General features: G+C 70.1%; 22 protein-coding genes and 1 tRNA gene. 20 read left to right on the top strand and 3 right to left on the bottom strand.

Annotated features, from left to right (window positions below):
- Nucleotide 1 precedes the first annotated feature (1 nt).
- The 3 genes from PC39_RS06555 to PC39_RS06545 form a co-directional block, all read right to left on the bottom strand.
- Nucleotides 2–418 (bottom strand): RDD family protein, encoded by a 417-nt coding sequence (locus PC39_RS06555; RefSeq protein WP_353252570.1) that lies wholly within the window; start codon nucleotides 416–418, stop codon nucleotides 2–4.
- A gap of 1 nt (nucleotide 419) precedes the next feature.
- Nucleotides 420–1,910: an amidase gene (locus PC39_RS06550; protein ID WP_353252569.1), complete on the bottom strand. Its 1,491-nt coding sequence runs from the start codon at nucleotides 1,908–1,910 to the stop codon at nucleotides 420–422.
- Between the two features lie 104 nt (nucleotides 1,911–2,014).
- Nucleotides 2,015–2,090: transfer RNA gene (locus PC39_RS06545), tRNA-Glu, on the bottom strand.
- A 133-nt stretch (nucleotides 2,091–2,223) separates the two neighbouring features.
- Between PC39_RS06545 and pcnB the strand changes: the two genes are divergently transcribed.
- The 20 genes from pcnB to PC39_RS06445 all read left to right on the top strand — a co-directional run bounded on the left by pcnB (nucleotide 2,224) and on the right by PC39_RS06445 (nucleotide 23,947).
- Entirely contained in the window at nucleotides 2,224–3,534 is a 1,311-nt protein-coding gene (gene pcnB, locus PC39_RS06540) for a polynucleotide adenylyltransferase PcnB (protein ID WP_353252692.1), read from the top strand.
- Nucleotides 3,535–3,538: 4 nt separating this feature from the next.
- Nucleotides 3,539–4,030, top strand: a complete 492-nt coding sequence (gene folK / locus PC39_RS06535) for a 2-amino-4-hydroxy-6-hydroxymethyldihydropteridine diphosphokinase (protein ID WP_353252568.1) — start codon at nucleotides 3,539–3,541, stop codon at nucleotides 4,028–4,030.
- A complete protein-coding gene (locus tag PC39_RS06530) occupies nucleotides 4,027–4,632 on the top strand; it encodes a deoxynucleoside kinase (RefSeq protein ID WP_353252567.1) in 606 nt (201 codons plus the stop codon). The genes folK and PC39_RS06530 overlap by 4 nt, the downstream gene beginning before the upstream one ends.
- 94 nt (nucleotides 4,633–4,726) lie before the next feature.
- Nucleotides 4,727–5,563: a 3-methyl-2-oxobutanoate hydroxymethyltransferase gene (panB, locus tag PC39_RS06525; RefSeq protein ID WP_353252566.1), complete on the top strand. Its 837-nt coding sequence runs from the start codon at nucleotides 4,727–4,729 to the stop codon at nucleotides 5,561–5,563.
- A gap of 48 nt (nucleotides 5,564–5,611) precedes the next feature.
- Nucleotides 5,612–6,448: a pantoate--beta-alanine ligase gene (panC, locus tag PC39_RS06520; RefSeq protein WP_353252691.1), complete on the top strand. Its 837-nt coding sequence runs from the start codon at nucleotides 5,612–5,614 to the stop codon at nucleotides 6,446–6,448.
- A gap of 139 nt (nucleotides 6,449–6,587) precedes the next feature.
- Nucleotides 6,588–6,968: an aspartate 1-decarboxylase gene (panD, locus tag PC39_RS06515; RefSeq protein ID WP_353252565.1), complete on the top strand. Its 381-nt coding sequence runs from the start codon at nucleotides 6,588–6,590 to the stop codon at nucleotides 6,966–6,968.
- Nucleotides 6,969–7,052: 84 nt separating this feature from the next.
- Nucleotides 7,053–8,687, top strand: coding sequence for a glucose-6-phosphate isomerase (pgi, locus tag PC39_RS06510; protein ID WP_353252564.1), 1,635 nt, complete (start codon nucleotides 7,053–7,055; stop codon nucleotides 8,685–8,687).
- A gap of 1,271 nt (nucleotides 8,688–9,958) precedes the next feature.
- Nucleotides 9,959–11,458: an NAD(P)H-hydrate dehydratase gene (locus PC39_RS06505; RefSeq protein WP_353252563.1), complete on the top strand. Its 1,500-nt coding sequence runs from the start codon at nucleotides 9,959–9,961 to the stop codon at nucleotides 11,456–11,458.
- On the top strand, nucleotides 11,455–11,937 hold the full coding sequence (gene tsaE / locus PC39_RS06500; RefSeq protein ID WP_353252562.1) for a tRNA (adenosine(37)-N6)-threonylcarbamoyltransferase complex ATPase subunit type 1 TsaE: 483 nt from the start codon (nucleotides 11,455–11,457) through the stop codon (nucleotides 11,935–11,937). Before PC39_RS06505 ends, tsaE begins: the two co-directional genes overlap by 4 nt.
- Before the next feature lie 121 nt (nucleotides 11,938–12,058).
- Nucleotides 12,059–13,381 carry an N-acetylmuramoyl-L-alanine amidase gene (locus tag PC39_RS06495; protein WP_353252561.1) on the top strand — a complete coding sequence of 441 codons (1,323 nt, stop codon included), beginning with the start codon at nucleotides 12,059–12,061 and terminating at the stop codon, nucleotides 13,379–13,381.
- 120 nt (nucleotides 13,382–13,501) lie between these two features.
- Entirely contained in the window at nucleotides 13,502–14,299 is a 798-nt protein-coding gene (locus PC39_RS06490) for a sulfite exporter TauE/SafE family protein (RefSeq protein ID WP_353252560.1), read from the top strand.
- 7 nt (nucleotides 14,300–14,306) lie between these two features.
- Complete coding sequence (locus PC39_RS06485; protein WP_353252559.1) at nucleotides 14,307–15,506, top strand: FAD-dependent oxidoreductase; 1,200 nt, start codon at nucleotides 14,307–14,309, stop codon at nucleotides 15,504–15,506.
- A 170-nt stretch (nucleotides 15,507–15,676) separates the two neighbouring features.
- Nucleotides 15,677–17,467: a DNA mismatch repair endonuclease MutL gene (gene mutL / locus PC39_RS06480; protein WP_353252558.1), complete on the top strand. Its 1,791-nt coding sequence runs from the start codon at nucleotides 15,677–15,679 to the stop codon at nucleotides 17,465–17,467.
- A gap of 116 nt (nucleotides 17,468–17,583) precedes the next feature.
- Entirely contained in the window at nucleotides 17,584–18,558 is a 975-nt protein-coding gene (gene miaA / locus PC39_RS06475) for a tRNA (adenosine(37)-N6)-dimethylallyltransferase MiaA (protein ID WP_353252557.1), read from the top strand.
- 60 nt (nucleotides 18,559–18,618) lie between these two features.
- Complete coding sequence (gene hfq / locus PC39_RS06470) at nucleotides 18,619–18,882, top strand: RNA chaperone Hfq (RefSeq protein ID WP_353252556.1); 264 nt, start codon at nucleotides 18,619–18,621, stop codon at nucleotides 18,880–18,882.
- A gap of 14 nt (nucleotides 18,883–18,896) precedes the next feature.
- Nucleotides 18,897–20,207 (top strand): ribosome rescue GTPase HflX, encoded by a 1,311-nt coding sequence (gene hflX, locus PC39_RS06465; RefSeq protein WP_353252555.1) that lies wholly within the window; start codon nucleotides 18,897–18,899, stop codon nucleotides 20,205–20,207.
- A 118-nt stretch (nucleotides 20,208–20,325) separates the two neighbouring features.
- Nucleotides 20,326–21,645 carry a protease modulator HflK gene (gene hflK / locus PC39_RS06460; RefSeq protein ID WP_353252554.1) on the top strand — a complete coding sequence of 440 codons (1,320 nt, stop codon included), beginning with the start codon at nucleotides 20,326–20,328 and terminating at the stop codon, nucleotides 21,643–21,645.
- A gap of 2 nt (nucleotides 21,646–21,647) precedes the next feature.
- Nucleotides 21,648–22,514, top strand: a complete 867-nt coding sequence (hflC, locus tag PC39_RS06455; protein WP_353252553.1) for a protease modulator HflC — start codon at nucleotides 21,648–21,650, stop codon at nucleotides 22,512–22,514.
- A 16-nt stretch (nucleotides 22,515–22,530) separates the two neighbouring features.
- Complete coding sequence (locus PC39_RS06450; protein WP_353252552.1) at nucleotides 22,531–22,719, top strand: DUF2065 domain-containing protein; 189 nt, start codon at nucleotides 22,531–22,533, stop codon at nucleotides 22,717–22,719.
- A 28-nt stretch (nucleotides 22,720–22,747) separates the two neighbouring features.
- Nucleotides 22,748–23,947, top strand: a complete 1,200-nt coding sequence (locus PC39_RS06445; protein WP_353252551.1) for an ATP phosphoribosyltransferase regulatory subunit — start codon at nucleotides 22,748–22,750, stop codon at nucleotides 23,945–23,947.
- Nucleotides 23,948–23,949 lie beyond the last annotated feature (2 nt).

Genomic DNA, 23,949 nt, shown 5'->3' with positions numbered 1-23,949 from the left:
ATCACGGATCGACCACGGTTTCGGTGCCGCTGGCGATGTCGTGCCAGGTCCGCCGCTGCGGGTCGAACAGGGCCCAGAGCATGCCCGCCACGCTCAACCAGGAGACCCAGGCCGCCAGGTAGCGGATCGCGGCCTGGCCCCAGCCGGCGCCGCCGCCGCCCGCGTCGCGCACCCGCATGCGCCAGGCCTTCATGCCCAGGGTCTGACCGCCATGGGTCCAGAACCAACCGAAGAACAGATACGGCACGAACAGCAGGTAGGCCCGGAACCAGAGACTGTCGCCCGCCGGGGCCTGGCCGCCGGTGAAGGGCAGTAGCGCGAGCACCGCCACGATCCACACTCCCACCAGGAGGAACAGGTCGTAGACCGCCGCCGCCAGGCGGCGCCATAGCGGGGCGGGATAGGCGAACGCCGCCATATCAGCCCGCGGGCACGCGGTCGAACCAGGGGCGGGCGCGCTCGAGCTGGCCGGCGAGCGAGAACAGCAGCTCCTCGCCGCCGACCGGCGCCACGAACTGGACGCCCAGCGGCAGGTCGTCCGCGGTCCAGTGCAGCGGCACCGACATCGCCGGGGCGCCGGTCAGGTTGGCGAGCTGGGTGAAGGGCACGTAGCGCAGGTTCTCGTGCACCATCTGGTCCACCACGCCGGACTTGAGCAGCAGCCTGGAGACGCCGCGGCCCAGCGGCAGCAGCACGCGCAGCGCCGCGCGCTGCCAGGCGGGGGTGACGATCTCGCCCACCCGCGCCGGCGGCAGCGCCAGGGTCGGGGTCAGGAACAGGTCGTGACGATCGTGGAAGTCCGCCATGCCCATGTTGTACTCGTGCCAGCGGTTGTAGCCGGCGACGTATTCGTCGGCCCGGGCCGCGCGGCCGAGGGCGGCCATGGCGCGCGTGTCCAGCTCGAAGCCGTCGTTGCCGCAGCCGGTCAACGACTTGACCCGGTCGACGCTGGCGGCCATCTGCGCGAACCACATCTGCATCCAGTCCTTGGCGAGCTGCAGGCCGTCGATGGCGGGCTCGGCCTCGTCGACGTGATGGCCCAGGTCTGCCAGCAGTCGGGCGGCGTCCTCGACCGCGGCCCGGGCCTCGGGCGAGACCTCGGTGCCGACCGGCGAGCGGGTCGTGAAGCCGATGCGCAGCGGGCGCGGGTCGCGGCCCGCCGCCGACAGATAGCTCTCCTCCGGCGGCGCCGGGTGATAGCCCGCGCCGCGTTCGGGACCGTGGGTGGCGTCCAGCATGGCCGCGCTGTCGCGCACCGAGCGCGACACCACGTGATTGACCGCGGCGCCGTGCATGATCTCGCCCATGTCCGGACCCAGGGGCGTGCGCCCGCGGCCGGGCTTGAGGCCGAACAGGCCGCAGCAGGCCGCGGGGATGCGGATCGAGCCGCCGCCGTCGTTGGCACCGGCCAGCGGCACGATGCCGGCGGCCACGGCCGCCGCCGAGCCGCCGCTGGAGCCGCCCGGCGTGCGCCCGGTGTCCCAGGGATTGCGCGCGGCGCCGTAGGCCTCCGGCTCGGTGATGCCCTTGGCGCCGAACTCGGGTGTGTTGGTCCGGCCCAGGATCAGCGTGCCGGCGTCCAGATGCCGACGCACGATTTCCGAGGTGCGCTCCGCGCGGTAGCCGGCCTCCTTGAGTCCCCGGCAGCCGTAGTGGGCGGGCGCGCCCGCGATGTCCTGGAACAGATCCTTGACCAGGAACGGGACGCCCGCGAACGGGCCGGTCAGCGGCTCGGCCGCGCGCGCCCGGGCCTCGTCATGCAATCGGTGGATAATGGCGTTGAGCGTCGGATTGACCGACTCGGCGCGGGCCACCGCGGTCTCCAGCACCTCGGTCGCGGTGACCTCGCCGGCGGCGATCAGCGCCGCCAGGCCGAGACCGTCGCGCGCGCGGTATTCCTCGAATCGCATGGTCGTCGCGTCTCCCCGTATCGTTGCGGCCAACGACTATACGCAAGCCGTGCCGGGGCGGAAACGAAGACGCCCGGCGCATGGCCGGGCGTCGTCGGGGCGGATGGCGCTCCCTGCGGGAATCGAACCCGCGTTTCCGCCTTGAGAGGGCGGCGTCCTGGACCGCTAGACGAAGGGAGCTTATGACATTAAAAAACGGACCGTCGTGTCCCGGTCCGCCTGTCCGATGTATTATAACGCGCTTGGCGCCGCGCTCAAGCGCGGCATGCGAAATTCACCCGAACTCATCGACGGATAAGCAAGAGGCCGAGCCATCGCCCAGCCCCGCATCATCCCGCGCGCCGAGCACCCGATCTCGCGCCGCGACATTTCCGAAAACGCGCTCAAGGTCCTTTACCGCCTGAAGGACGCCGGCTACCGGGCCTGTCTGGTGGGCGGCGGCGTGCGCGACCTGTTGTTGGGCGTCGAGCCCAAGGATTTCGACGTCGCCACCGACGCCTCGCCGGAGGAGGTGAACGAGCTGTTCCGCAACGCGCGCCTGATCGGGCGGCGGTTCCGGCTGGCGCACGTGCGCTTCGGGCGCGACATCATCGAGGTGTCGACCTTTCGCGCGGACCTGTCCGGCGTGGACGACGACGAGACCGACGACGACGCCCGCCTGCTCGACGACAGCGGCCGCATCCTGCGCGACAACGTCTACGGCAGCATCGAGGAGGACGCGCGCCGGCGGGACTTCACGGTCAACGGTCTCTACTACGACATCGCGGATTTCTCGATCCACGATTTCGTGGACGGCATGGCCGACGTCGATGCCCGCCAGCTCCGTCTGATCGGCGATCCCGAGACCCGTTACCGCGAGGACCCCGTGCGGCTGCTGCGGGCGGTGCGCATCGCGGTCAAGCTGGGTCTGGAGATCGAGCCCGCCACCGAGGCGCCGTTGTACGAGCTCGGCGAACTGCTCGCGGACGTGCCGCCGGCACGGCTGTTCGACGAGGTCCTGAAGGTCCTGATGACCCCGGACGGCGTCACCGCATTCCGCAAGCTGCGGCACTACGGCCTGTTCGGCCCGCTGTTCCCGGAGACCGAGGCGGCCCTGGCCGGCGCGGCCGGCGAGGCCGGCCTGCAAATCATCGAGAACGCGATCGCCAATACCGGCAAGCGCATTGTCGAGGGGCGGCCGGTGACGCCGGCGTTCCTGTACGCGGCTCTCCTGTGGCCGGCGGTGCGCGCCGCGGCCGAGGCGCGCGAGGCGGAAGGCATGCCGGCCGCCCCGGCGCTGGCCACGGCCCAGCGGGAGGTGATCGCGGCCCAGGTCCAGCGGGTGATGCTGCCCAAGCGCTTCTCAGTGCCGATGCGCGAGATCTGGCAGTTGCAGCCGCGTTTCCACAAGCGGCGCGGCAAGCAACCGGCGCGGCTGATGTCGCACCCGCGCTTCCGCGCGGCCTACGACTTCCTGCTGCTGCGGGCCGAGGCCGGCGAGGAGCCGGCGGAGCTGGCGCAGTGGTGGACCGATATCCAGGAACAGCCGGGTGCGCCGGCCCCGCCGCCCGCGGCACCCTCCGGCCGCCGGCGTCGCCGCCGCGGCCGCCGCGGAGGGCGCGGCCGGAAGCGCGACGACGGTTGAGCCCATGCCGGCCGAGCGCGCCTGGATCGGCCTGGGCAGTAACCTGGACGACCCGCCCGCCCGCCTGCGGGCGGCGCTGGCCGCCATCGACCGGCTGCCGGAGACCCGCCGCGTGGCGACCTCGCCGTTCTATCGCACCGCGCCGTTGGGGCCCGCCGACCAGCCCGATTTCTGCAACGCCGTGACCGCGATCGACACCGGTCTCGAACCGCCGGCCCTGCTGGACGCCCTGCAGGCGATCGAGGCCGCGGCCGGCCGCGTGCGGACGCGCCGCTGGGGGCCGCGCACCCTGGATCTGGATATCCTGTTGTACGGTGAGCGACGGATCGCGGAACCGCGCCTGACCGTGCCGCATCCGCGGCTCCACGAACGCGCCTTCGTCCTGGTGCCGCTGGCCGCGCTGGCCCCGGACGCATACGTGCCGGGACGGGGCCGGGTCGCCGCCCTGGCCGCGGCGGTCGGCGACGACGGCGTCGAGCCCTGGGAGGCGGCATGAGGCGGGCCCGCTACATCGCCATCGAGGGGCCCATCGGGGTCGGCAAGACCACCCTGGCGCATCGTCTGTCCCGGAGCCTGGATGCCGAGGTGCTGCTGGAATCGCCCGACGAGAACCCGTTCCTGGGCGATTTCTACGACGATCCCGCCGCGCACGCGCTGCCGGCGCAACTGTTCTTCCTGCTGCAGCGCGCCCGCCAGGTCGACGGGTTGCGCCAGGGCGACCTGTTCGAGCGCACCTGCGTCGCCGATTTCATGTTCGACAAGGACCCCCTGTTCGCGCGCCTGACCCTGTCGGGGCCGGAGCTGGCCCTGTATCGGGATATCTACCGGCGACTGGCCTGGCAGGCACCGGTGCCGGACCGGGTGATCTACCTGCACGCCCCGGTGGAGGTACTCATGGAACGGATCCGCCGGCGGGGGCGTCCGGCCGAGCGAGCCATCGACCCGGATTACCTGGCCCGTGTCGCGGCGGCCTACGAGGCGTTCTTCCGCGATTTCGACGCCGCGCCGCTGATCACGCTGGACGCGGCCGAGCAGGACCTCGTCGGCCACGACGACGATTACCGGCGCCTGCTGGCGAGACTCGACGCGGCGTCGTAACGGGATCCCGCCGATGCGGGCGCCGGCACACGGACGGCCGGCGAGGTGCTATAGTCCCGGCCCGTTCCATCCGTACCCAAGCGTGGAAGCCGCGATGAAGGGGACCGCCTACCCGCACCTGCAGGATCGGCAGGAAAAGCCCGTCAGTCTGAGCGATCTCGCCCGGATGAAAGCCGAGGGCGAGAAGATCGCCTGCCTGACGGCCTATGACGCCAGTTTCGCGGCGTTGGAGGATCGCGCCGGCGTGGACGTGGTGCTGGTGGGGGACTCCCTGGGCATGGTGATCCAGGGCGCGGACACGACCGTGCCCGTGAGCGTGGACGCCATGGTCTACCACAGCCGCGCGGTGGCCGCCGGCCTCTACCGGCCGTTCCTGATCGCGGACCTGCCGTTCCTGTCCTACGCCACCAAGCACCAGGCCCTGGATACCTCCCGGCGCCTGATGCAGGAGGGCGCCGCCCAGATGGTCAAGTTCGAGGGCGGCGAGATCCAGGCCGAGGTGGTCGAGCACCTGAGCGCGCGCGGCGTGCCGGTCTGCGGGCATATCGGGCTGCAGCCCCAGTTGATCCACAAGATGGGCGCCTTCCGCGTGCAGGGTCGGGAATCGGCCGCCGCCGAGGCCATGATCCGGGATGCGCGCATCCTGGAGGAGGCCGGGGCCGACATGCTGTTGCTGGAGTGCGTGCCCTCGACGCTCGGTGCCGAGATCGCGGCCAACGCCGACGTGCCGGTCATCGGCATCGGCGCCGGTCCCGACGTCGACGGCCAGATCCTGGTCGTCTACGACATCCTGAACATCTCGCCGGGCCGCAAGCCGCGGTTCGTCAAGGACTTCATGGCCGAGGCCGAGGATGTCGAGGGCGCCGTGCGCGCCTTCGTGCGGGCCGTGCGTGACGGCAGCTATCCCGGCCCGGAGCACGGCTTCAAGTAGCCGTCGCCCGCTCGGGGGACGACGTCTGGGGGAGAGGCGAGCGTGACCATGCCCATCGTTTCGGACATCGCCGCATTGCGCGAGGCCCGGGCACGCCTGCCCGGACGCGTGGCCCTGGTGCCGACCATGGGCAACCTGCACGCGGGCCATTTCAGCCTGGTGCGCGCGGCCCGCGAGCGCGCCGACTCGGTGGCGGTCAGCATTTTCGTGAACCCGCTCCAGTTCGGGCCCGGCGAGGACTACGCCGACTACCCCCGCACCCTTGAGGACGACGCGGCGGCACTGGCCGAGGAGGGCGTGGACCTGGTGTTCGCGCCAGACCGCCGGCGCATGTACCCCTATGGCGACTCGGCCACCCGCGTCACGGTGGGCGAGGGCGCCGAGATCCTGTGCGGCGAATTCCGTCCCGGCCACTTCGAGGGCGTAACCACCGTGGTGGCGATGCTGCTCAACCTGGTGCGCCCGGACGTCGCGGTCTTCGGCGAGAAGGACTACCAGCAGCTCGTGCTGATCCGGCGCATGGCCGCCGACCTGCATTTTCCGACCGAGATCGCCGGCGCGCCCACGGTCCGCGAGGATGACGGGCTGGCGATGAGCTCCCGCAACCAGTACCTGTCGGCCGCCGAGCGTGCCAGCGCGCCCGAACTCTACGCCGCCCTGCGCGAGGCGGCGGAACGCTTGCGCGCGGGCGAACGCGACTATGCGGCGATCGAGGCGGCCGGACTGGCGCGCCTGTCGGCGGCCGGCTTCCGGCCCGACTATTTCACCGTGTTGAGCCCCGACCTGCGTCGTCCCGACGCCGCGGCCGGGGAGTGGCGGGTGCTGGCGGCGGGCCGTCTGGGCCGGGCCCGCCTGATCGATAATCTCGCCGTCGCCGCCGCCTGAAACGGGCGCCGTGCCACTGGCATTTCACGCGCGTTTCCGATAAAGTCGCGGTCCCCGGATTGGACTCCAAAGACGACATGCCCGCCGTTTCACGGCTCGGGCGCAACCCGCGATTCTGGTTAACCCGCACGGTGACGTTATGCAACTGACTCTGCTGAAAGCGAAGCTGCACCGCGCCTGCACGACGCACGCCGAGCTCGATTACGAGGGCTCCTGTGCGATCGACGCCGATCTCCTGGATGCCGCCGGCATCCTGCCGTACGAGCAGATCGAGATCTACAATCTCGCCAACGGCGAGCGGTTCTCGACGTACGCCATCCGGGCCGAATCCGGCTCCAAGATCATCTCGGTCAACGGCGCCGCCGCCCACAAGGCGGGCCCGGGCGACCGGCTGATCATCTGCGCCTATGCCCGCATGAGCGAGGCCGAGGCCCGGGCCCACAAGCCCAAGCTGGTCTATCTGGACGAGCACAACAACATCACCGGCACCCGCAACACCATCCCGGTGCAAGCGGCCTGACGGCGGTCTCCGATACCCTGTTTCGTGTGGGAGTGAGCGTGTTTCGGTAAAGTCGTCCCGAACCGACCCAACCGTTCACGACACATGACACACGAAACAGGGAACGGCGCGTCAGCGCCCGTTTCTCTCCCGGAGTGGCGCCGTCTCGAGGCGCACCGGGAGACCCTTGCCGGCCACAGCCTGACGGACCTGTTCGCCACGGATACGGCGCGTGCCGAGCGCCTCGCGGTGACGGCGGCCGGCCTCCACCTCGATTTCTCCAAGCAGCGATTGACGCCCGAGATCGTCGGGTCGCTGGCGGCCCTGGCGCGCGCACGCGGCCTGCCCGCGGCGATCACGGCCCTGTTCGCGGGCGAGCCCGTCAACCGTAGCGAGAACCGGGCGGCCTGGCATGTCGCGCTGCGTGCCGGCGAAACGGCGCCGCAGGCGGTGCGTGACGTGCTGGCGGAGATGACCGCCTTCGTGGACGCGGTGCGCGGCGGCGAGTGGCATGGCTTCAACGGCGACCCCGTCACCGACGTCGTCAACATCGGCATCGGCGGCTCGGACCTGGGGCCGCGCCTGGCACACGCGGCCCTGGCGCCGCCCGCCGCCCGGCCGCGCGTGCATTTCGCGGCGAATGTCGATCCCGCCGAGCTGGACGACCTGCTCGCCGGCCTGGACCCGGCGGCCACGCTCTTCGTGGTGGCCTCCAAGTCCTTCACCACCGCCGAGACCATGGCCAACGCCCGCGCGGCGCGAGCCTGGCTGGCGGCGGCCGGCGCCGCCTGCGAGGGTCTCGCCCGTCACTTCGTCGCCGTTTCGGCCCATCCCGAGCGGGCCGAGGCCTTCGGCTGCGCCCGTTGCTTCGGCTTCTGGGACTGGGTCGGCGGACGTTTCTCGCTGTGGTCGGCGGTGGGGCTGCCGGTGGCGCTGGGCCTGGGCATGCCGGTCTTCCGCGAACTCCTGGCCGGCGCCCGCGCCATGGACGATCATTTCCGCGAGGCGCCGGTCGAGGACAACCTGCCGGCCCTGCTGGCGTTGGTGGGCATCTGGAACCGCAATTTCCTGGGCTACAGCGGCCAGGTAACCGTGCCCTACGCCCAGCGCCTGGCCCTGCTGCCCGAGTGGCAGCAGCAACTGGAGATGGAGAGCAACGGCAAGGCCGTGACGCCCGCCGGACACGTCGTGTCCGTGGCCACCGTGCCGCAGGTCTGGGGCGGTGTCGGCACCAACGCCCAGCACGCCTTCTTCCAGATGCTCCACCAGGCGCCGGAGGGCCTGCCGGTGGATTTCGTCCTGCCCCTGCCGGTGGCCGGCGGCGACGAGCGCGAGCGTCAGCGGGTGGCCAATTGCCTGGCCCAGGCCGAGGCCCTGATGCGCGGGCGCGGCGATGACGAGCTGCGGCATGCCCTGGCCGCCGACGGCCTGGACGGCGAGGCCCTGGAGGTCGCCGTCGCCCAACGCCGCTGTCCGGGCGACCGGCCCAGCAGCACGCTGCTGATACCGGCCCTGGACGCCCGCTCGCTGGGCGCGCTGCTGGCGGCCTACGAGCACAAGGTCTACGTCCAGGGCGTGATTTGGGGGATCAACAGCTTCGACCAGTGGGGCGTGGAACTGGGCAAGACCCTGGCCGGCCGCATCGAGGCCGAGCTGGCCGGCAAGCCGGCCGCGGCCGAGCACGACGCCTCGACCGCGGCGCTGCTGGCGCGCGTGAAGGCGGCCATGACTTCTGGTTGATCCACAGATTACGCAGAATGCGCGGATTTGAAGAATGATGCTTTATAAAACATCCGTGAAATCTGTGTAATCCGCGGATGGTTTTTGGGGTGGCGGAGTAGGTGGGTCGGGCGCCTTGGCGCTTCGCGGAGGTCTTGATCTATCCACAGATTACACGGATTCAACGGATTCGAAGAGTCGCTTCCATAGCCCCCTGATCTGCGTCCATCGGCGTTAATCGGCGGATCGTTTTATAGGCTAGGTTGCGGCGGTTCCGTCGCCCCGGCGCTTCGCGGAGATAATTTCGGCTGCCGAGCGGCTAAGGTTTTTGAATCTATCCACGGATTGCGCAGATTTCGCGGATTCAAAGAGTCGCTTGGAAGTGCCCCTTGATCTGCGTCTATCGGCGTTAATCGGCGGATCGTTTAATAGGGTTAAGCCGCGGCGCTTCCGTCGCCTTGGCGCTTCGCGGCGGTCTTTCGGGTAGGCGAGCCGTCGGTGTTTTGAAGCTATCCGCAGAGGACGCGGATGCACGCAGACACAAGAGCGGGTCTTCGAATCCGTTGAATCCGTGTAATCGGTGGATTGTTTTGGTGGAGTGCACGGCGGCTCGGGGGCCTTGGCGCCGCGCGGAGGTTCTTTCGATAAGCGGGCCGTCGGGATTTTGCATCTATCCACGGATTGCGCAGATTTCGCGGATTCAAAGAGTCGCTTGGAAGTGCCCCTTGATCTGCGTCCATCGGCGTTAATCGGCGGATCGTTTAATAGGGTTAAGCCACGGCGCTTCCGTCGCCTTGGCGCTTCGCGGCGGTCTTTCGGGTAGGCGAGCCGTCGGGGTTTTGAAGCTATCCGCAGAGGACGCGGATGCACGCAGACACAAGAGCGGGTCTTCGAATCCGTTGAATCCGTGCAATCGGTGGATTGTTTTTGGACGAGGACACGGCGCTCCGTGGCGGTCCTTTCGATAGCCGATACTTGATCTATCCACGGATTACACGGATTCCACGGATTCGAAGAGTCGCTCCCGTAGTCCCCCGATCTGCGTCCATCGGTGTTAATCGGCGGATCTTTTATGGGCTTAGGCTGCGACGGTTCCGTTGCCCCGGCGCTTGGCGGAGGTCTTTCGATAGCCGGACCGTCGGATTTTCAATCTATCCGCGGATGACGCAGAGGCACGCAGATAAAAGCGCAGGTTTCTGAAATCCGTGCAATCCGTGTAATCGGTGGATTTTTTCAGACGTCGGCACGGTGCTTCGCTCCCCGCCACCGCCCATCGCCATTACAATGAGGCCATGACCATGGATCGCGAGAACTGGCCGGACCGCGTCTACGGGGCCGCCCAGGTGGCGGCGCTGGACAAGCGCGTGATCGAGGGCCAGGGCGTGCCCGGCTTCACCCTGATGCGGCGCGCGGCGCAGGCGGCGTTCGCCACCCTGCGGCTGCACTGGCCCGCGGCGCGCCGGGTGGTGGCCGTGTGCGGGCCCGGCAACAACGGCGGCGACGGGTTCCTGGTGGCGCGGCTGGCGCGCGCGGCCGGCTGCGAGGTGCGGTTGTTCTTCCTGGGCGATCGCGACAAGGCGCGCGGCGACGCCGCGCGGGCCCTGGCTGCGTTCGAGGATGCCGGCGGCGTGTGCGAGCCCTTCGAGGGCGAGCTGCCGGATGCCGACGTGGTGGTGGACGCGCTGCTGGGTACCGGGCTCGGCCGCCCGGTGGAAGGCCGCTTCCGCGATGCGGTGGCGGCGATCGACACGGCCCGCGGGCGCGGCGCCGGCGTCCTGGCGGTGGATATCCCCTCCGGCCTGGATGCCGACCGCGGCTCCATCTGGGGCACCGCGGTGACGGCCGACGCCACGCCCACCTTCATCGGGCTCAAGCTCGGTCTGCTCACGGGCGAGGGTCCGGGGCGGGCGGGCGCCGTATCGTTTCACGACCTGGGCGCGCCGCCGGATGTCTACGACGGCGCCGAATACACGGCGCGCCGCCTGCGGCACGCCGATCTGCGCGCGGCCCTGCCGCCCCGCGCACGGCACGCCCACAAGGGCGGCAACGGCCATGTCCTCTGCGTGGGCGGCAACCGCGGCATGGGCGGCGCCGCGCGCATGGCGGGCGAGGCGGCCCTGCGTTGCGGCGCCGGGCTGGTCTCGGTGGCCACCCACGCGGACCATGCGGGCGCCATGAGCCAGGCGCGGCCCGAGCTGATGGCGCGGCCCGTGGCCGGCGCCGATGACCTGGCCCCGTTGTTGGAGCGCGCCACCGTCGCGGCCGTCGGGCCGGGGCTGGGTCAGGATGATTGGGCCCGTGCCCTCTGGCAGCGCATGCTCGCCACCGATCTGCCGCTGGTGGTGGACGCCGACGCCCTCAATCTCCTGGCCGGATCGCCGCAGGCGCGCGGCGGCTGGGTGCTAACGCCGCATCCGGGGGAAGCGGCACGCCTGCTGGACACGGACACCCGGGCGATCCAGGCGGATCGGCCGGGGGCGGTGGCCGCGCTCGCGGACCGCTACGACGCCGCCGTGGTGTTGAAGGGGGCCGGCAGCCTGGTCCGCGGCGCCCGGAGCGAACTCTGGATTTGCACCGCCGGCAATCCGGGCATGGCCGTCGGCGGCATGGGGGATGTGCTCACCGGCGTGGTGGCCGCGATGCTCGCCCAGGGTCTGGCGCCGGATACCGCCGCCCGCATTGCGGTGCAGCTCCATGCCGCGGCCGGCGACGATGCCGCGGAAGAGGGTGAGCGCGGTCTGTTGCCCTGCGACCTGTTCCCGGCGCTGCGCCGCGCCGCCAATCCCGCTTGAGCGTTTCCCGCCGGCTGCCCGACGCCGGGGCGACCGAGGCCCTGGGCCGCGCCCTGGCGGCGGCCTTGCGCGCCATGCCGGGCGGAGCGGTGATCGCGCTCGCCGGTGATCTCGGCGCCGGCAAGACCACGCTGGCCCGGGCCCTGATCCGCGAACTGGGTCACGAAGGCGCCGTGGTCAGTCCCACCTACACCCTGGTCGAGCCCTACACGGTGGCGGGCCGCACGATCTACCACCTGGATCTCTATCGTCTCGGTGATCCGGGCGAGCTCGATTACCTGGGCATACGCGACTGCGATCCCGGGCGCGATTGGCTGCTGGTGGAGTGGCCCGAACGCGGCGCGGGTTACCTGCCGGCGACGGACCTGGAGGTGCGCCTGGACTACGACGGCCGGGCCCGTCGCGCAACATTGGTCGGCCACGGGGAAAGGGGCGTGCGCCTGCTGGACGGAATCGGCGCAGATAGCGCGAACTCCTAAAGTCGGTTGAAGGTTTGTTTCACGACTCACTGTTTACAATGAAAAAATACTTGCCATACGCTTGAAATCCGGCTACGGTCGGAATCTGGGACACAGCCTTCCGCGTCCGGAGGGGGCGGCAATGGCAGGATTCACGCGCATTTTGGCGGCGGCCGGTCTCGCGGTCGCGGCGTTCGCGGCCACCGCGGAAACCACGCTGCAGGACGTACGCGTCTGGGCCGCGCCGGAGCGTACGCGCGTGGTCTTCGACCTGAGCGAGGCGGCCGAGCACAGCGTGTTCACGCTGGATGGCCCGCCGCGCGTTGTGATCGATCTCAACGACACCGACCGTCGCGACGCCCTCGTCGGCGATCTCGACGGCAAGGGTGCCGTACGCCGCATCCGCACGGGCGTCCACGAAGGCGGCGATCTTCGCGTGGTGCTGGACCTGGCCGAGTCGGTGCCGCCCAAGAGCTTCGCGCTCGCGCCCAACGGCGAATACGGCCACCGCCTGGTGGTGGATCTGGAGGGTGCCGGCGATGCCGACGCCGAACCCGCGCCGCCGACCACCGAGCGCCAGTTCCGCGAGCGCGAGCTGGTGGTGGCGGTGGATGCCGGCCACGGCGGCGAGGACCCCGGCGCCATCGGCCCCAGCGGCACCCGCGAGAAGGACGTGGTGCTCCAGATCGCGCGCCGCCTCGAAGCGATGATCAACGAGCGTCCCGGCATGCGCGCGGTGATGATCCGCGACGGTGATTATTACGTGGGCCTGCGCGAGCGCATCCAGAAGGCGCGGGCGGCCAAGGCCGACCTGTTCGTGTCGCTGCACGCCGACGCCTTCCCCGACCGCCGCGCGCGCGGCGCGTCGGTGTACGCCCTGTCCCGCAACGGCGCCAGCAGCGAGCATGCCCGCTGGCTGGCGGAGCGCGAGAACGCCGCCGATCTGATCGGCGGGGTCAGCCTCAAGGACAAGGACGACCAGCTCGCTTCCTTCATGCTCGACCTGTCCCAGGGCGCCAGCATCGAGGCGAGCCTGGACGTCGGCGGTCGCATTCTCGAACGCCTGGACGGTATCGCCAAGCTGCACAAGGAGCAGGTCCAGCAGGCCGGCTTTCTGGTGCTCAAGTCGCCGGACATTCCCTCGATCCTGGTGGAAACGGCGTTCATCTCCAATCCGCACGAAGAGCGGCGATTGCGCGACGCCGGTTACCAGCGGCAGTTGGCGGAGGCCGTGCTCGGCGGCGTCGACGGCTACCTCGCCAGTTACCGGCCCGGCTCGCGGTTCGCCGCTGCCGGCAGCCACGAGGTACGGTCCGGCGAGACCCTGTCCGGCATCGCCATGCGCTACGGCGTCGATACCGCGCGCCTGCGCCGCGCTAACGGTCTGTCCGGGGATACCATCCGCGTCGGCCAAGTGCTGGAAATTCCCGCCGCGAACGCCCAGCTGGCGGCCTCCTCACCCTAGTGTCTGCTAGGGCCTGTTAACAGGCCCTTGTTATGCTTGCCGCGGGGCGGGCGCCTGGCCCGTCCATCCTGAGCGCGGCCGCCGCCGGCGGCCGTCCGCGTTGAACCGTTCGGACTGGATATGGCGATTTTCCTGGGTGCCCTGGCCGGGCTGGCGCTGGGCTTGAGCGCCGCCGGCGGCAGCCTGTTCCTGCTGCCGCTGCTGCTCCACGGTCTCGGATTTCCGGTGCCGGTGGCGCTGTCCGTGGCGCTCGCGGCGCTGGCGCTGATGGCGGCGATCGGGGCCGGCGATGCGGCCCGGGCGCGGTTGCTGGACACCCGTGCCGGACTTGCGCTCGCGACCGGCGGCGTGGTCGCGGCGCCGGCGGGCGTGTATCTGGGCGCGGTCTTGCCGGCGGGCGTCCATATGTCGGCGTTCGCGTTCCTCGCGGTTGTCGTGGGACTCGGTCTGTTGTGGCTTGCCGCCTCGCGGCCGGCGGCGGCGGGCATCGTCAGGGCGGGTCTGGTACCCGAGCCCGCCGCCGTTACGCGGTCATGGCGGCGGGGCGGGGCCGCGGCGCTGATCTCCGTGGGCGCCGTGGCGGGGCTGTTGTCGGGGATGTTCGGGATCGGCGCCGCCTTTCTCTCGGTGCCGGTCTGCATGATCGTCGCGCGCCACAGCCGGCCGCGGGCGATGGGCGCGGCCCTGCTGGCGATCGCCCTGACGGCCCTGTCCGGCCTTGCCGCGATCTATGCCGGCGGTACCGACATCCCCTGGTTCGACACCGGCCTGTTCGTGTTCGGGGCGGTGGCCGGCATGGGCGTGGCGCGACGTCTGGCGCCCCTGATGGCCGGCCCGGTGCTGCAGGCTGTGCTCGGGGCGGCATTGGCGCTCACGGGCCTGGCCCTGCTGCTGGCGCCCCGGTTTCCGGTCGCCTGACGGCCCGATGACGGGTCGTCCCACCATCCTCCTGGTCGGCGCCGGCCACGCCCACCTGCACGTGGCCGCGCGCGCCGCCGAGTTCGTCCGCCGAGGTGCGCGCCTGCTGCTGCTGGATCCGGGGCATTTCTGGTATTCGGGCATGGCCACGGGCGTGCTGGGCGGTCGCTATCCCTCGTCGGCCGATCGTCTCGATCCGGCGGCGTTGGTCCGCGCCGCCGGGGGCGACTTCCTGGCGGGACGGGTCGTCGGAGTCGATGCGGAACGACAGGTGGCGCATCTCGCCGACGGCGGGGCGCTGGGCTACGACCGGCTGTCGCTGAATGTCGGCAGCGAGGTCGCGGCCCTGCCGGCCGGTGCCGCCGGCGACCCGGACGTCTGGCCGGTCAAACCCGTCGCCAATCTGCGCGCGCTGCATCGGGCGGTCCGCGACCGGTTGGCCGACGGCACGGCCCGGCTGGAGGTCGTGGTCGCGGGCGGCGGCGCCAGCGGCTGCGAGGTGGCCGCCAATCTCGCGGCGCTGGGCCGGTCCTGCGCCGGGAGCCTGCGGGTCAGCCTGTGCGCGCGCGGCGACCGGTTGCTGCCGGCCGCGCCGGCGCCGGCCGCGCGCCGTCTCGCCTCGCACCTGGCGCGTCTGGGGGTGGCGGTGCTCACCGGCGCCGAGGTGGCCGCCAAGGATGGCGGGACGCTGCGATTGGCGGACGGTCGCCGGCTGCGCGCGGACCTGCTGGCCGTCGCCACGGGGCTGCGCGCCGCGCCCCTGACGCGCGCGACGGGCCTGCCCTGGGACGAACGCGGTGGTCTGCGGGTGACGGCCGCCCTGCATTCCGAGGCCGATGCTCGGGTGTTCGCCGCCGGCGACTGCGCCCATTTCCTGCCACGGCCCCTGCCGAAACTGGGGGTGTACGGCGTGCGCGCCGCGCCCGTCCTGCACCGGAACCTGCTGGCGTCCCTGGATGGCCGGGCGTTGCGGGCCTACCGGCCGCAGACACGTCACCTGGCCATCCTCAACCTGGGGGACGGCACCGGTCTCGCCACCTGGTCCCGGCTGTGGTGGCACGGGCGCGCGGCGATGCGGCTCAAAGACCGCATCGATCGCAAGTTCATGGCGGGCTACCGGGCGATCTATTCCGGTCGTGTTGCCGGTTCCCGGCTGTTTGATGAACCACAGAGGCGCACAGAGGCGCACAGAGATAGGAAGGCATAAAGGGGTAGAGTGGATGGTGTCGACTCGGACCGCGCCAAGGGGGACTGGTACGCCTTTTACTGTCTTGCCCTCAGTGCGCCTCTGTGCGCCTCTGTGGTTAATATTCCCGGTCCGAACAAACCCCATGGCCTGCTAGCATTCGCGTTTATCCTCGCTCAGCCCGTCATCGCATGCCGATACGTGTCCTCGATCCGCAGCTAATCAGCCAGATCGCCGCCGGCGAAGTCGTCGAACGCCCCGCGTCCGTGGTCAAGGAACTGATGGAGAACAGCCTCGACGCGGGCGCGGCCAGTGTGACGGTGGAGCTGGAGGCCGGCGGCCTGCGCTTGATCCGGGTGCGCGACGACGGCCGCGGGATCGGCCGCGACGAACTTCCCCTGGCGCTGGCACGCCACGCCACCAGCAAGATCGACAGCCTGGACGCACTGGAGCGGGTGGCCAGCCTGGGTTTCCGCGGCGAGGCGTTGCCCAGCATCGCCTCGGTCTCGACCCTGACGCTGACCTCGCGCGCCGCGGACGAAGGGCAGGCCCATGCCGTCACCGGCCGCGGCGACGACGACGTGCCCGTGCCCCGCCCGGCGCCGCATCCGCCCGGCACCACGGTCGAGGTACGGGACCTGTTCGCGAAGGTGCCCGCGCGCCGCAAGTTCCTGCGCACCGAGGCCACCGAGCTGCGGCACGCGCAACGCGTGTTCCGCACCATCGCGCTGTCGCGGTTCGACGTGGCCTTCCGGCTGCGGCACAACGGCCGCGAGCTTCTGCACCTGCCGGCGGTGACGGGGGCGGACGGCGAGGCCGAGCGGCGCATCGGCGCGGTCTGCGGCGAGGACTTCCTGGAACACGCGGTGCGCGTCGAGCACGAGGCCGCCGGCATGCGCCTGACCGGCTGGATCGCGACCCCCGGCTTCTCGCGGGCGCAGGCCGACCTGCAGTACAGTTTCGTCAACGACCGCATGGTCCGGGACCGGCTGTTCAACCACGCCGTGCGCCGGGCCTACGAGGATGTGCTGCACAACCAGCGCCATCCGGCCTACGTGTTGTTCCTGGCGCTCGATCCGGCGCAGGTCGACGTCAACGCGCACCCGGCCAAAGCCGAGGTGCGCTTCCGCGAGTCGCGACTGGTGCACGATTTCGTGTTCCGGACATTGCACGCGGCGCTGGATGATCACGGCGGCGGGGCCGGCGAGCACGATCACGGCCAGGGCCACCGGGTCGAGCTGCCGGTGCGCGGCGCGCCCGGCCCGGCACCGCCGCGCCAGGGCGGGCTCGGCCTGGGCGCCGCCGAGAGCGCGGCGAGCTATGCCTTCCAGGCGCCGGCGCCGTCCTCGCCGGCCGCCGCGGCGATGTCGTCGGCCCCGGCGCCGGCATCCGCCGACACCCCGGCGATGGGTTATGCCCTGGGCCAATTGCATGGTATCTACATCCTGGCCGAGAACGCCGACGGACTGATCCTGGTGGACATGCACGCCGCCCACGAGCGCATCCTGTACGAGCGCCTCAAGCGGGAACTGGCCGCCGGCGGCATGCGCCAGCAGCCGTTGCTCGTGCCCGCCACCCTGCGGGTGACCGAGACCGAGGCGGAGCTGGCCGAGCGCCATGCCGACGATCTGGCCGGTCTGGGGGTGGAACTCAGCCGCAGCGGTCCCGCCCAGGTCACCCTGCGCGCGTTGCCGTCCCTGCTGGGCGACGCCGATGGCGAGGGTCTGGTACGCGACGTGCTGTCGGACCTGGCCGCCGAGAGCGGCGCCGACCGCGTGCGGCGGGCCCTGGACGAGATTCTGGGCGACATGGGCTGCCGTGCCGCCATCAAGGCTGGCCGACGCCTGAGCCACGCCGAGATGAACGCGCTGCTGCGGGACATGGAGGGCACCGAACGCGCCGGCCATTGCAACCACGGCCGCCCGAGCTGGGTCCAGGTCGACCTGGCGGCGCTGGACCGGATGTTCATGCGGGGACAATGAGACGGGAAACGGAAAACGGGAAACGGGAAACGAAAGAGGGGAGGTCGTCTGCCTTCTTCCCGCGTTTTCCGTTTCCCGTTTTCCGTTTTCCCATTTCTCCGGCTGCGGTGTAGGCCATGGTCTCCGCAACGAACCAGGAGCATGTGGGCCCGGTTGTCCACCTCATGGGCCCCACCGCCTCCGGCAAGACCGATCTGGCGGTGCACCTGGTCGAGCGGCTGCCCTGCGACATCGTCTCGGTGGACTCGGCGATGGTGTACCGGGGCATGGACATCGGCACCGCCAAGCCCGACGCGGCGACGCTGGCGCGGGCGCCGCACCGCTTGATCGATATCCGCGACCCCGCCGATGCCTATTCGGCGGCCGAGTTCGCCGCGGACGCGGCACGCGAGATCCGGGCGATCCGGGCGGCCGGGCGTATGCCGCTGCTGGTGGGCGGCACCATGCTCTACTTCCGGGCCTTGACGCGCGGTTTGAGTCCGTTGCCCCCCGCCGACGCCGGAGTGCGCGAGGCGTTGACGGCGGAGGCCGACAGGCACGGCTGGCAGGCGCTGCACGCGCGTCTGGCGAGCCGGGATCCCGATACGGCGGCACGCATCCACCCCAACGACGCCCAGCGCATCCAGCGGGCCCTGGAGATCCTGGAATTGACCGGGCAGCCGCCCAGCCACTGGTACGCACGGCGCACGGAGAGCGGACCCGAATGGCCGCTGGTCGAGCTGGCGGTGGCACCGTCGGCCCGGTCACGGCTGCACGAGCGTATCGAAACCCGCTTCGACGCCATGCTGGCGGCGGGTTTCCTGGGGGAGGTTGAAAAGCTGCACGCCCGCCCCGATCTCACGCTGGACACGCCCGCGCTGCGCGCCGTGGGCTACCGCCAGCTCTGGCAGCATCTCGACGGGACGCTGTCGTGGGCCGAGGCGCGCGATCGGGGCGTTTACGCCAGCCGCCAGCTCGCCAAACGGCAACTGACCTGGCTGCGGCGCGAACGCGGTGTCCGCTGGTTCGACAGCGACGATCCCGGATGCCGCGAGCGCGTCCTGCGCGAGGTGGCGATCCAGGTGGCACCGCAGCATGGCGTGCTACCATAATCCGGCAGAGATTCAGATTACAACGGCGTTCGCCAGAGCAACCCAACGGAGACGATCCCGATGGCAAAGGGCCAGACATTACAAGAACCTTTCCTCAATGCCTTACGCAAGGAACGCGTACCGGTCTCGATCTATTTGGTCAACGGCATCAAGCTGCAGGGCCAGATCGAATCCTTTGACCAATTCGTGGTCCTGTTGCGCAATGCCGTGAGCCAGATGGTGTACAAGCACGCGATTTCCACGATCGTGCCCGCGCGCAACGTCAAGTCCGCAGTCACCTCGGAGATGAATGGGGACGGAGACGACAACGTCGGCAATGCCTGACAGGGGAACGCCCCTTGTTTGAACGCCCGGCCACCGGCCAGCGGGCCGTCCTGGTCCATCTCCAGTTCGGCATCGAGGAGTTCGAGCAGGCCGATATCGAGTTTCGCGAGTTGGTCGCGTCGGCCGGCGCCGACGTGCTCGCCACCGTGCACGGACGCCGCGACACGCCCGATCCGCGCTATTTCGCCGGTGCCGGCAAGGCCGCCGAGATCGCCGAGACGGTGGCCGAACTCGGCGCCGAACTGGTGGTTTTCAATCACGGCCTGAGCCCCAGCCAGGAGCGCAACCTGGAGCGTCTGCTCAAGTGCCGGGTGCTGGACCGCGCCGGCCTGATCCTGGATATCTTCGCCCGCCGCGCGCGTTCCCACGAGGGTAAGCTCCAGGTCGAGCTGGCGCAGCTCCGCCACCTGTCCACGCGACTGGTCCGCGGCTGGTCCCACCTCGAGCGGCAGAAGGGTGGCATCGGCCTGCGCGGTCCCGGCGAGACGCAGCTCGAGACCGACCGCCGGCTGCTGGGCGAACGCATCAAGAACCTCAAGCAGCGCCTGGAGAAGGTACGGGCGCGGCGCGAGCAGGGTCGTTCGGCACGACGCAAGGCCGAAGTGCCGACGATCTCGCTGGTCGGCTATACCAACGCCGGCAAGTCCACCCTGTTCAATCGTCTGACCGGCGCCGGCATCTATGCCGCCGACCAGCTCTTCGCGACCCTGGACCCGACCTTGCGCCGCCTGTCGCTGGACGTGGGCGAGCCGGTGATCCTGGCCGATACCGTCGGTTTCATCCGCGACCTGCCGCCGGACCTCGTGGCGGCTTTCAACGCCACCCTGGAGGAGACCCGGAGCGCGCACGTGCTGCTGCACGTGATCGACGCCGCCGACCCGGAGCGGCGCGAGCACGCCGAAGAGGTCAACTCGGTGCTGGCGCAGATCGGCGCGGAGGACGTGCCCCAGATCGAGGTGTTCAACAAGATCGACGCCCTGGAGGGCGGGGCGCCCGGTATCGAGCGCGACGACGACGGCCGCGTGGTGCGTGCCTGGGTGTCGGCCGCCACCGGCGCCGGCCTGGACGAGCTGCAGGCGGCCCTGGCCGAGGTCTGCTATCCGGACACGGTTCAGGGCGAGTTGGTGCTGCCGATAGGCGCCGGCCGGCTGCGGGCGCGGCTGTTCGAGCTGGGCGCCGTGCGCGACGAACGCTATACCGACAAGGGCGAGTGCCTGCTCTCGGTCGCCCTGCCGCGCGGCGACCTGGATCGGGTGTGCCGCCAGGAGGGCATCGCCCCGGAGCGGCTCCTGAACCGCGAGCCGGAACAAGTCTGCCTGACGTGAGGCATCGGCCGGTTTCCTTCCGGGTTTCCGGCCCCCGCCCGTACCGGCGTTGACGAGTTCGACAGGGGACGGGGCGCCAGCTAGAATCGCGGCTTCTCCACTATTCGTGCGACACCTTATGGCCTGGAACGAGCCCGGCAAGGGCAAGGATCCCTGGGGCGGGAACAACAACAAGGGCGACGGTCCGCCCGACCTGGACGAGGTCTGGCGTCGTCTTCGCGACCGCTTCGGCGGCCGGCGCGGCGGCGGCGGTCCCGGCGCCGGCGGTCCCGGCGGTCCCGATCCCAAGCTGTTCCTGTTCGCGATCCCGATCATCGCCGTGATCTGGCTACTCACCGGCTTTTACGTGGTGCAGCCGGGCGAGCAGGGCGTGGTCCTGCGTTTCGGCGCCTATCACGACACATTCGGGCCGGGCTGGCACTGGCACATGCCGTACCCGGTCGACAAGGTCATCAAGGTCGATATCCAGCAGGTTCGCTCGGCCTCCAACAGCGAGGTGATGCTGACCCGGGACGAAAACCTGGTGGATGTGCGCGTGGCCGTGCAGTACCGCGTGGACGACGCCCACAATTACCTGTTCAACCTGCGCAATCCCGACGAGACCGTGGCCCAGGTGCTCAAGAGCGCGGTGCGCGAGATCGTGGGCACCAGCGGCATGAACCAGGTGATACAGGAGGGCGTCCGCGTCGACGAGCTCGAGGACGAGGCGATCGAGAAGCTGGATCTCAAGGAATCGAAAGAGACCGAGGAGAGCGAGGATCCGTTGGGCTCGGTTCGCGAGGAACTGGTCAAGGAGATCGAGGCGCAGCAGGAATCGTATCCGCGCATTGATGACCGTTCGCGGGCGCTGCTGCCGGAGAATATCCGCAAGATTCTCCAGTTCACCCTCGACGAGTACGAATCCGGCATGCGCATCACCGCGGTCAACGTGCAGTACTCACAGCCGCCGGAGCCGGTCCAGGGCGCCTTCGAGGAAGCCATCAAGGCGCGCGAGGAGGAGGAGCGCAAGAAGAACATCGCTCGTGCCTATGCCCGCGAGATCGTCGAGCAGGCGCAGGGCGAGGCCAAGGCCCTCGTTCTGGAGGCCCGCGGCTACCGGGAACGCAAGATCGCGCGCGCCAGCGGTGAGACCGAGCGTTTCACCCAGCTCCTTTCCGAATACAGCCGGGCGCCCGAGGTCACGCGCAAGCGGCTGTATCTGGAGACCATGAACGAGGTCCTGCGCCGCACCGGCGTCGTGCTGTTCGACCAGGACAAAGGGTCGCCGCTGTTCTATCTGCCCCTGCAGGAGCTGACCGGCGGCAAAACGTCCGCCTCGTCGGGCAAGAGCGGTAGCGGCGACAACTCGCCGCGCATCATGCGACCCGAGAACATGCCGTCCTCGGGATCGGGCTCCGGGTCCTCCGCGGCCGAGCGTCTCCGTAGCCGGGATCGTTGATCATGACTGGCAAACAGATAACCGCAATCGTCGTCGCCGTGATCGCCATCTACCTGGCGCTCGACAGCGTGTTCACCGTGGATGTGCGCGAGCGCGTGGTGGTGGTCGAGCTGGGCGAGATCGTCGGTCAGAACTATGAGCCCGGCCTGCACTTCAAGGTGCCGATCATCCAGGAAGTGCGCCGCTTCGATCGCCGCATCCTCACCTTGACCGAGGACATCGAGCGTGTCCTGACCTCGGAGAACAAGAACCTCACCGTCGATTTCTTCGTCAAGTGGCGGGTGATGGATACCGTGGACTTCTATCTCTCGAACCAGGGGAGCGAGGCCCGCGCCCGCAGCCTGCTGACGGAGATCGTGGAGAACGATCTGCTGGCCGAGTTCTCCAAGCGCACCATCCGGCGCGCCATCGACGATGACCGCAACGAGATCGTCGCCGCGGTCCAGGTTCAGGCGAACCAGGATGCGAAGGAACTGGGCATCGAGATCGTGGACGTGCGCATCATGCGCCTGGACTTGCCGGACCCGGTGACCGAGTCCGTGTACGAGCGCATGCGTTCCGAGCGTCAGGAAGTCATCCGGACCCTGCGCGCCCAGGGCGACGCCGCGGCCAACGAGATCCGCGCCGACGCCGAGCGCGAGCAGACCATCATTCTCGCCAATGCCTACCGCGAGGCCCAGCAGATACGGGGCGAGGGCGATGCCCGGGCGGCCGCGATCTATGCCGACGCCTACGGCGAGGACACCTCGTTCTACTCGTTCTACCGGGGGCTGGAGCTGTACCGGGATACTCTCGGCGACAACGACATCCTGATCCTGGAGCCGGAGGGCGAGCTGTTCGAGCACTTCAACCCGCCGGCCGGGCGCTGACTCCCCGTCGCCGCCCATGTGGGACGATCTGATGCGGGCGCTGGCGCTGGTGATGGTGGTGGAAGGGCTGATGCCGTTCCTGGCGCCCGAGCGCTGGCGGCGCATGATGCTGCGGGTCTCGACCGTGGACGGACGCAGCCTGCGGGTGTTCGGTGCCGTGCTGATCGGCACCGGCGTGATCCTGCTGCAACTGTTCCGCGGCTGACGCACACATCCACGAACGACAGACGGCCATGACATCCAATCGCTGGTTGCTGCCCGAGGGCGTCCAGGAAGTTCTGCCGCCGGAATCATGGCGGCTCGAGGCGGCCCGGCACCGGCTGCTGGAGCTCTACTGGCGCTGGGGGTTCGACCTGATCCGGCCGCCGCTGATCGAGTATCTGGACTCGCTGCTCACGGGCGCCGGGCACAACCTGGACCTGCAGACCTTCAAGCTCACCGACCAGCTCTCGGGCCGGATGATGGGCGTGCGTTCGGATATGACCACCCAGGCCGCCCGTATCGACGCCCACCGCCTGCCCGCGGAGGGCCCGGCGCGCTACTGCTACATCGGCAGCGTGCTGCGCACGCGCCCCGAGGAGCCGGGAGGCTCGCGTTCGCCCCTGCAGATCGGGGTGGAACTGTTCGGGCACACCGGCCCCGACGCCGATCTGGAAGTGATCTCCCTGATGCTCGAGAGCCTCCAGGCCATGGGTATCGAGGACGCCTATCTCGACCTCGGCCATGTCGCGGTCTATCGGGCCCTGGTGGCGCGCGCCGATATCGGCGGCGATACCGAGGCCGAGCTGTTCGACGTGATGCAGCGCAAGTCCCGCCCGGACCTGCGTGCCATGATCGACCAGGGCCGTTTGCCGGCCGGCGCCGGGGGTTGGTTCGAGACCCTGATCGACCTCAACGGCGACGCCGCCGTTCTGGACGACGCCGCGGCGCTGGCCGGCGTCGATCCCGGGATCGAGCGGGCACTGGCCGAGTTGCGCGACATGAGCCGGCGCCTGGCGCGGCACTATCCGGACGTGCCGTTGTATATCGATCTCGCCGAACTGCGCGGCTACCGATACAAGACCGGCATGGTATTCGCGGCCTTCGCGCCGGGGCACGGCCGCGAGCTGGCGCGCGGCGGCCGCTACGACAACGTCGGCGCGGCCTTCGGCCGGGCCCGGGCGGCGACCGGCTTTTCGGCCGATCTCAATCTGCTCGCCACGATCGGCGAGCCGCCGGCGCGGCCGCCGTTCCGGGCGGTGTTCGCGCCCGCCGAGGACGATCCGGACCTGCTCGCGGCGATCCGCCGCCTGCGGGCCGAGGGCCGGCGGGTGGTCACCGGCCTGCCGGGCGACGGACTGGACGCGGCCGGGGCCGGCTGCGACGAGGAATTGGTTCACGAGACCGGCGAATGGCGTTGCCGGCCGGTCGCGGATCGGAAGGACAGCGAATAGCG

It is taken from the genome of Salinisphaera sp. PC39 (genome assembly GCF_040361335.1).
GTDB lineage: Bacteria > Pseudomonadota > Gammaproteobacteria > Nevskiales > Salinisphaeraceae > APNM01.
The sequence above is the reverse complement of the archived record's forward strand: the minus strand, read 5'-3'. Positions and strand labels throughout refer to the sequence as shown.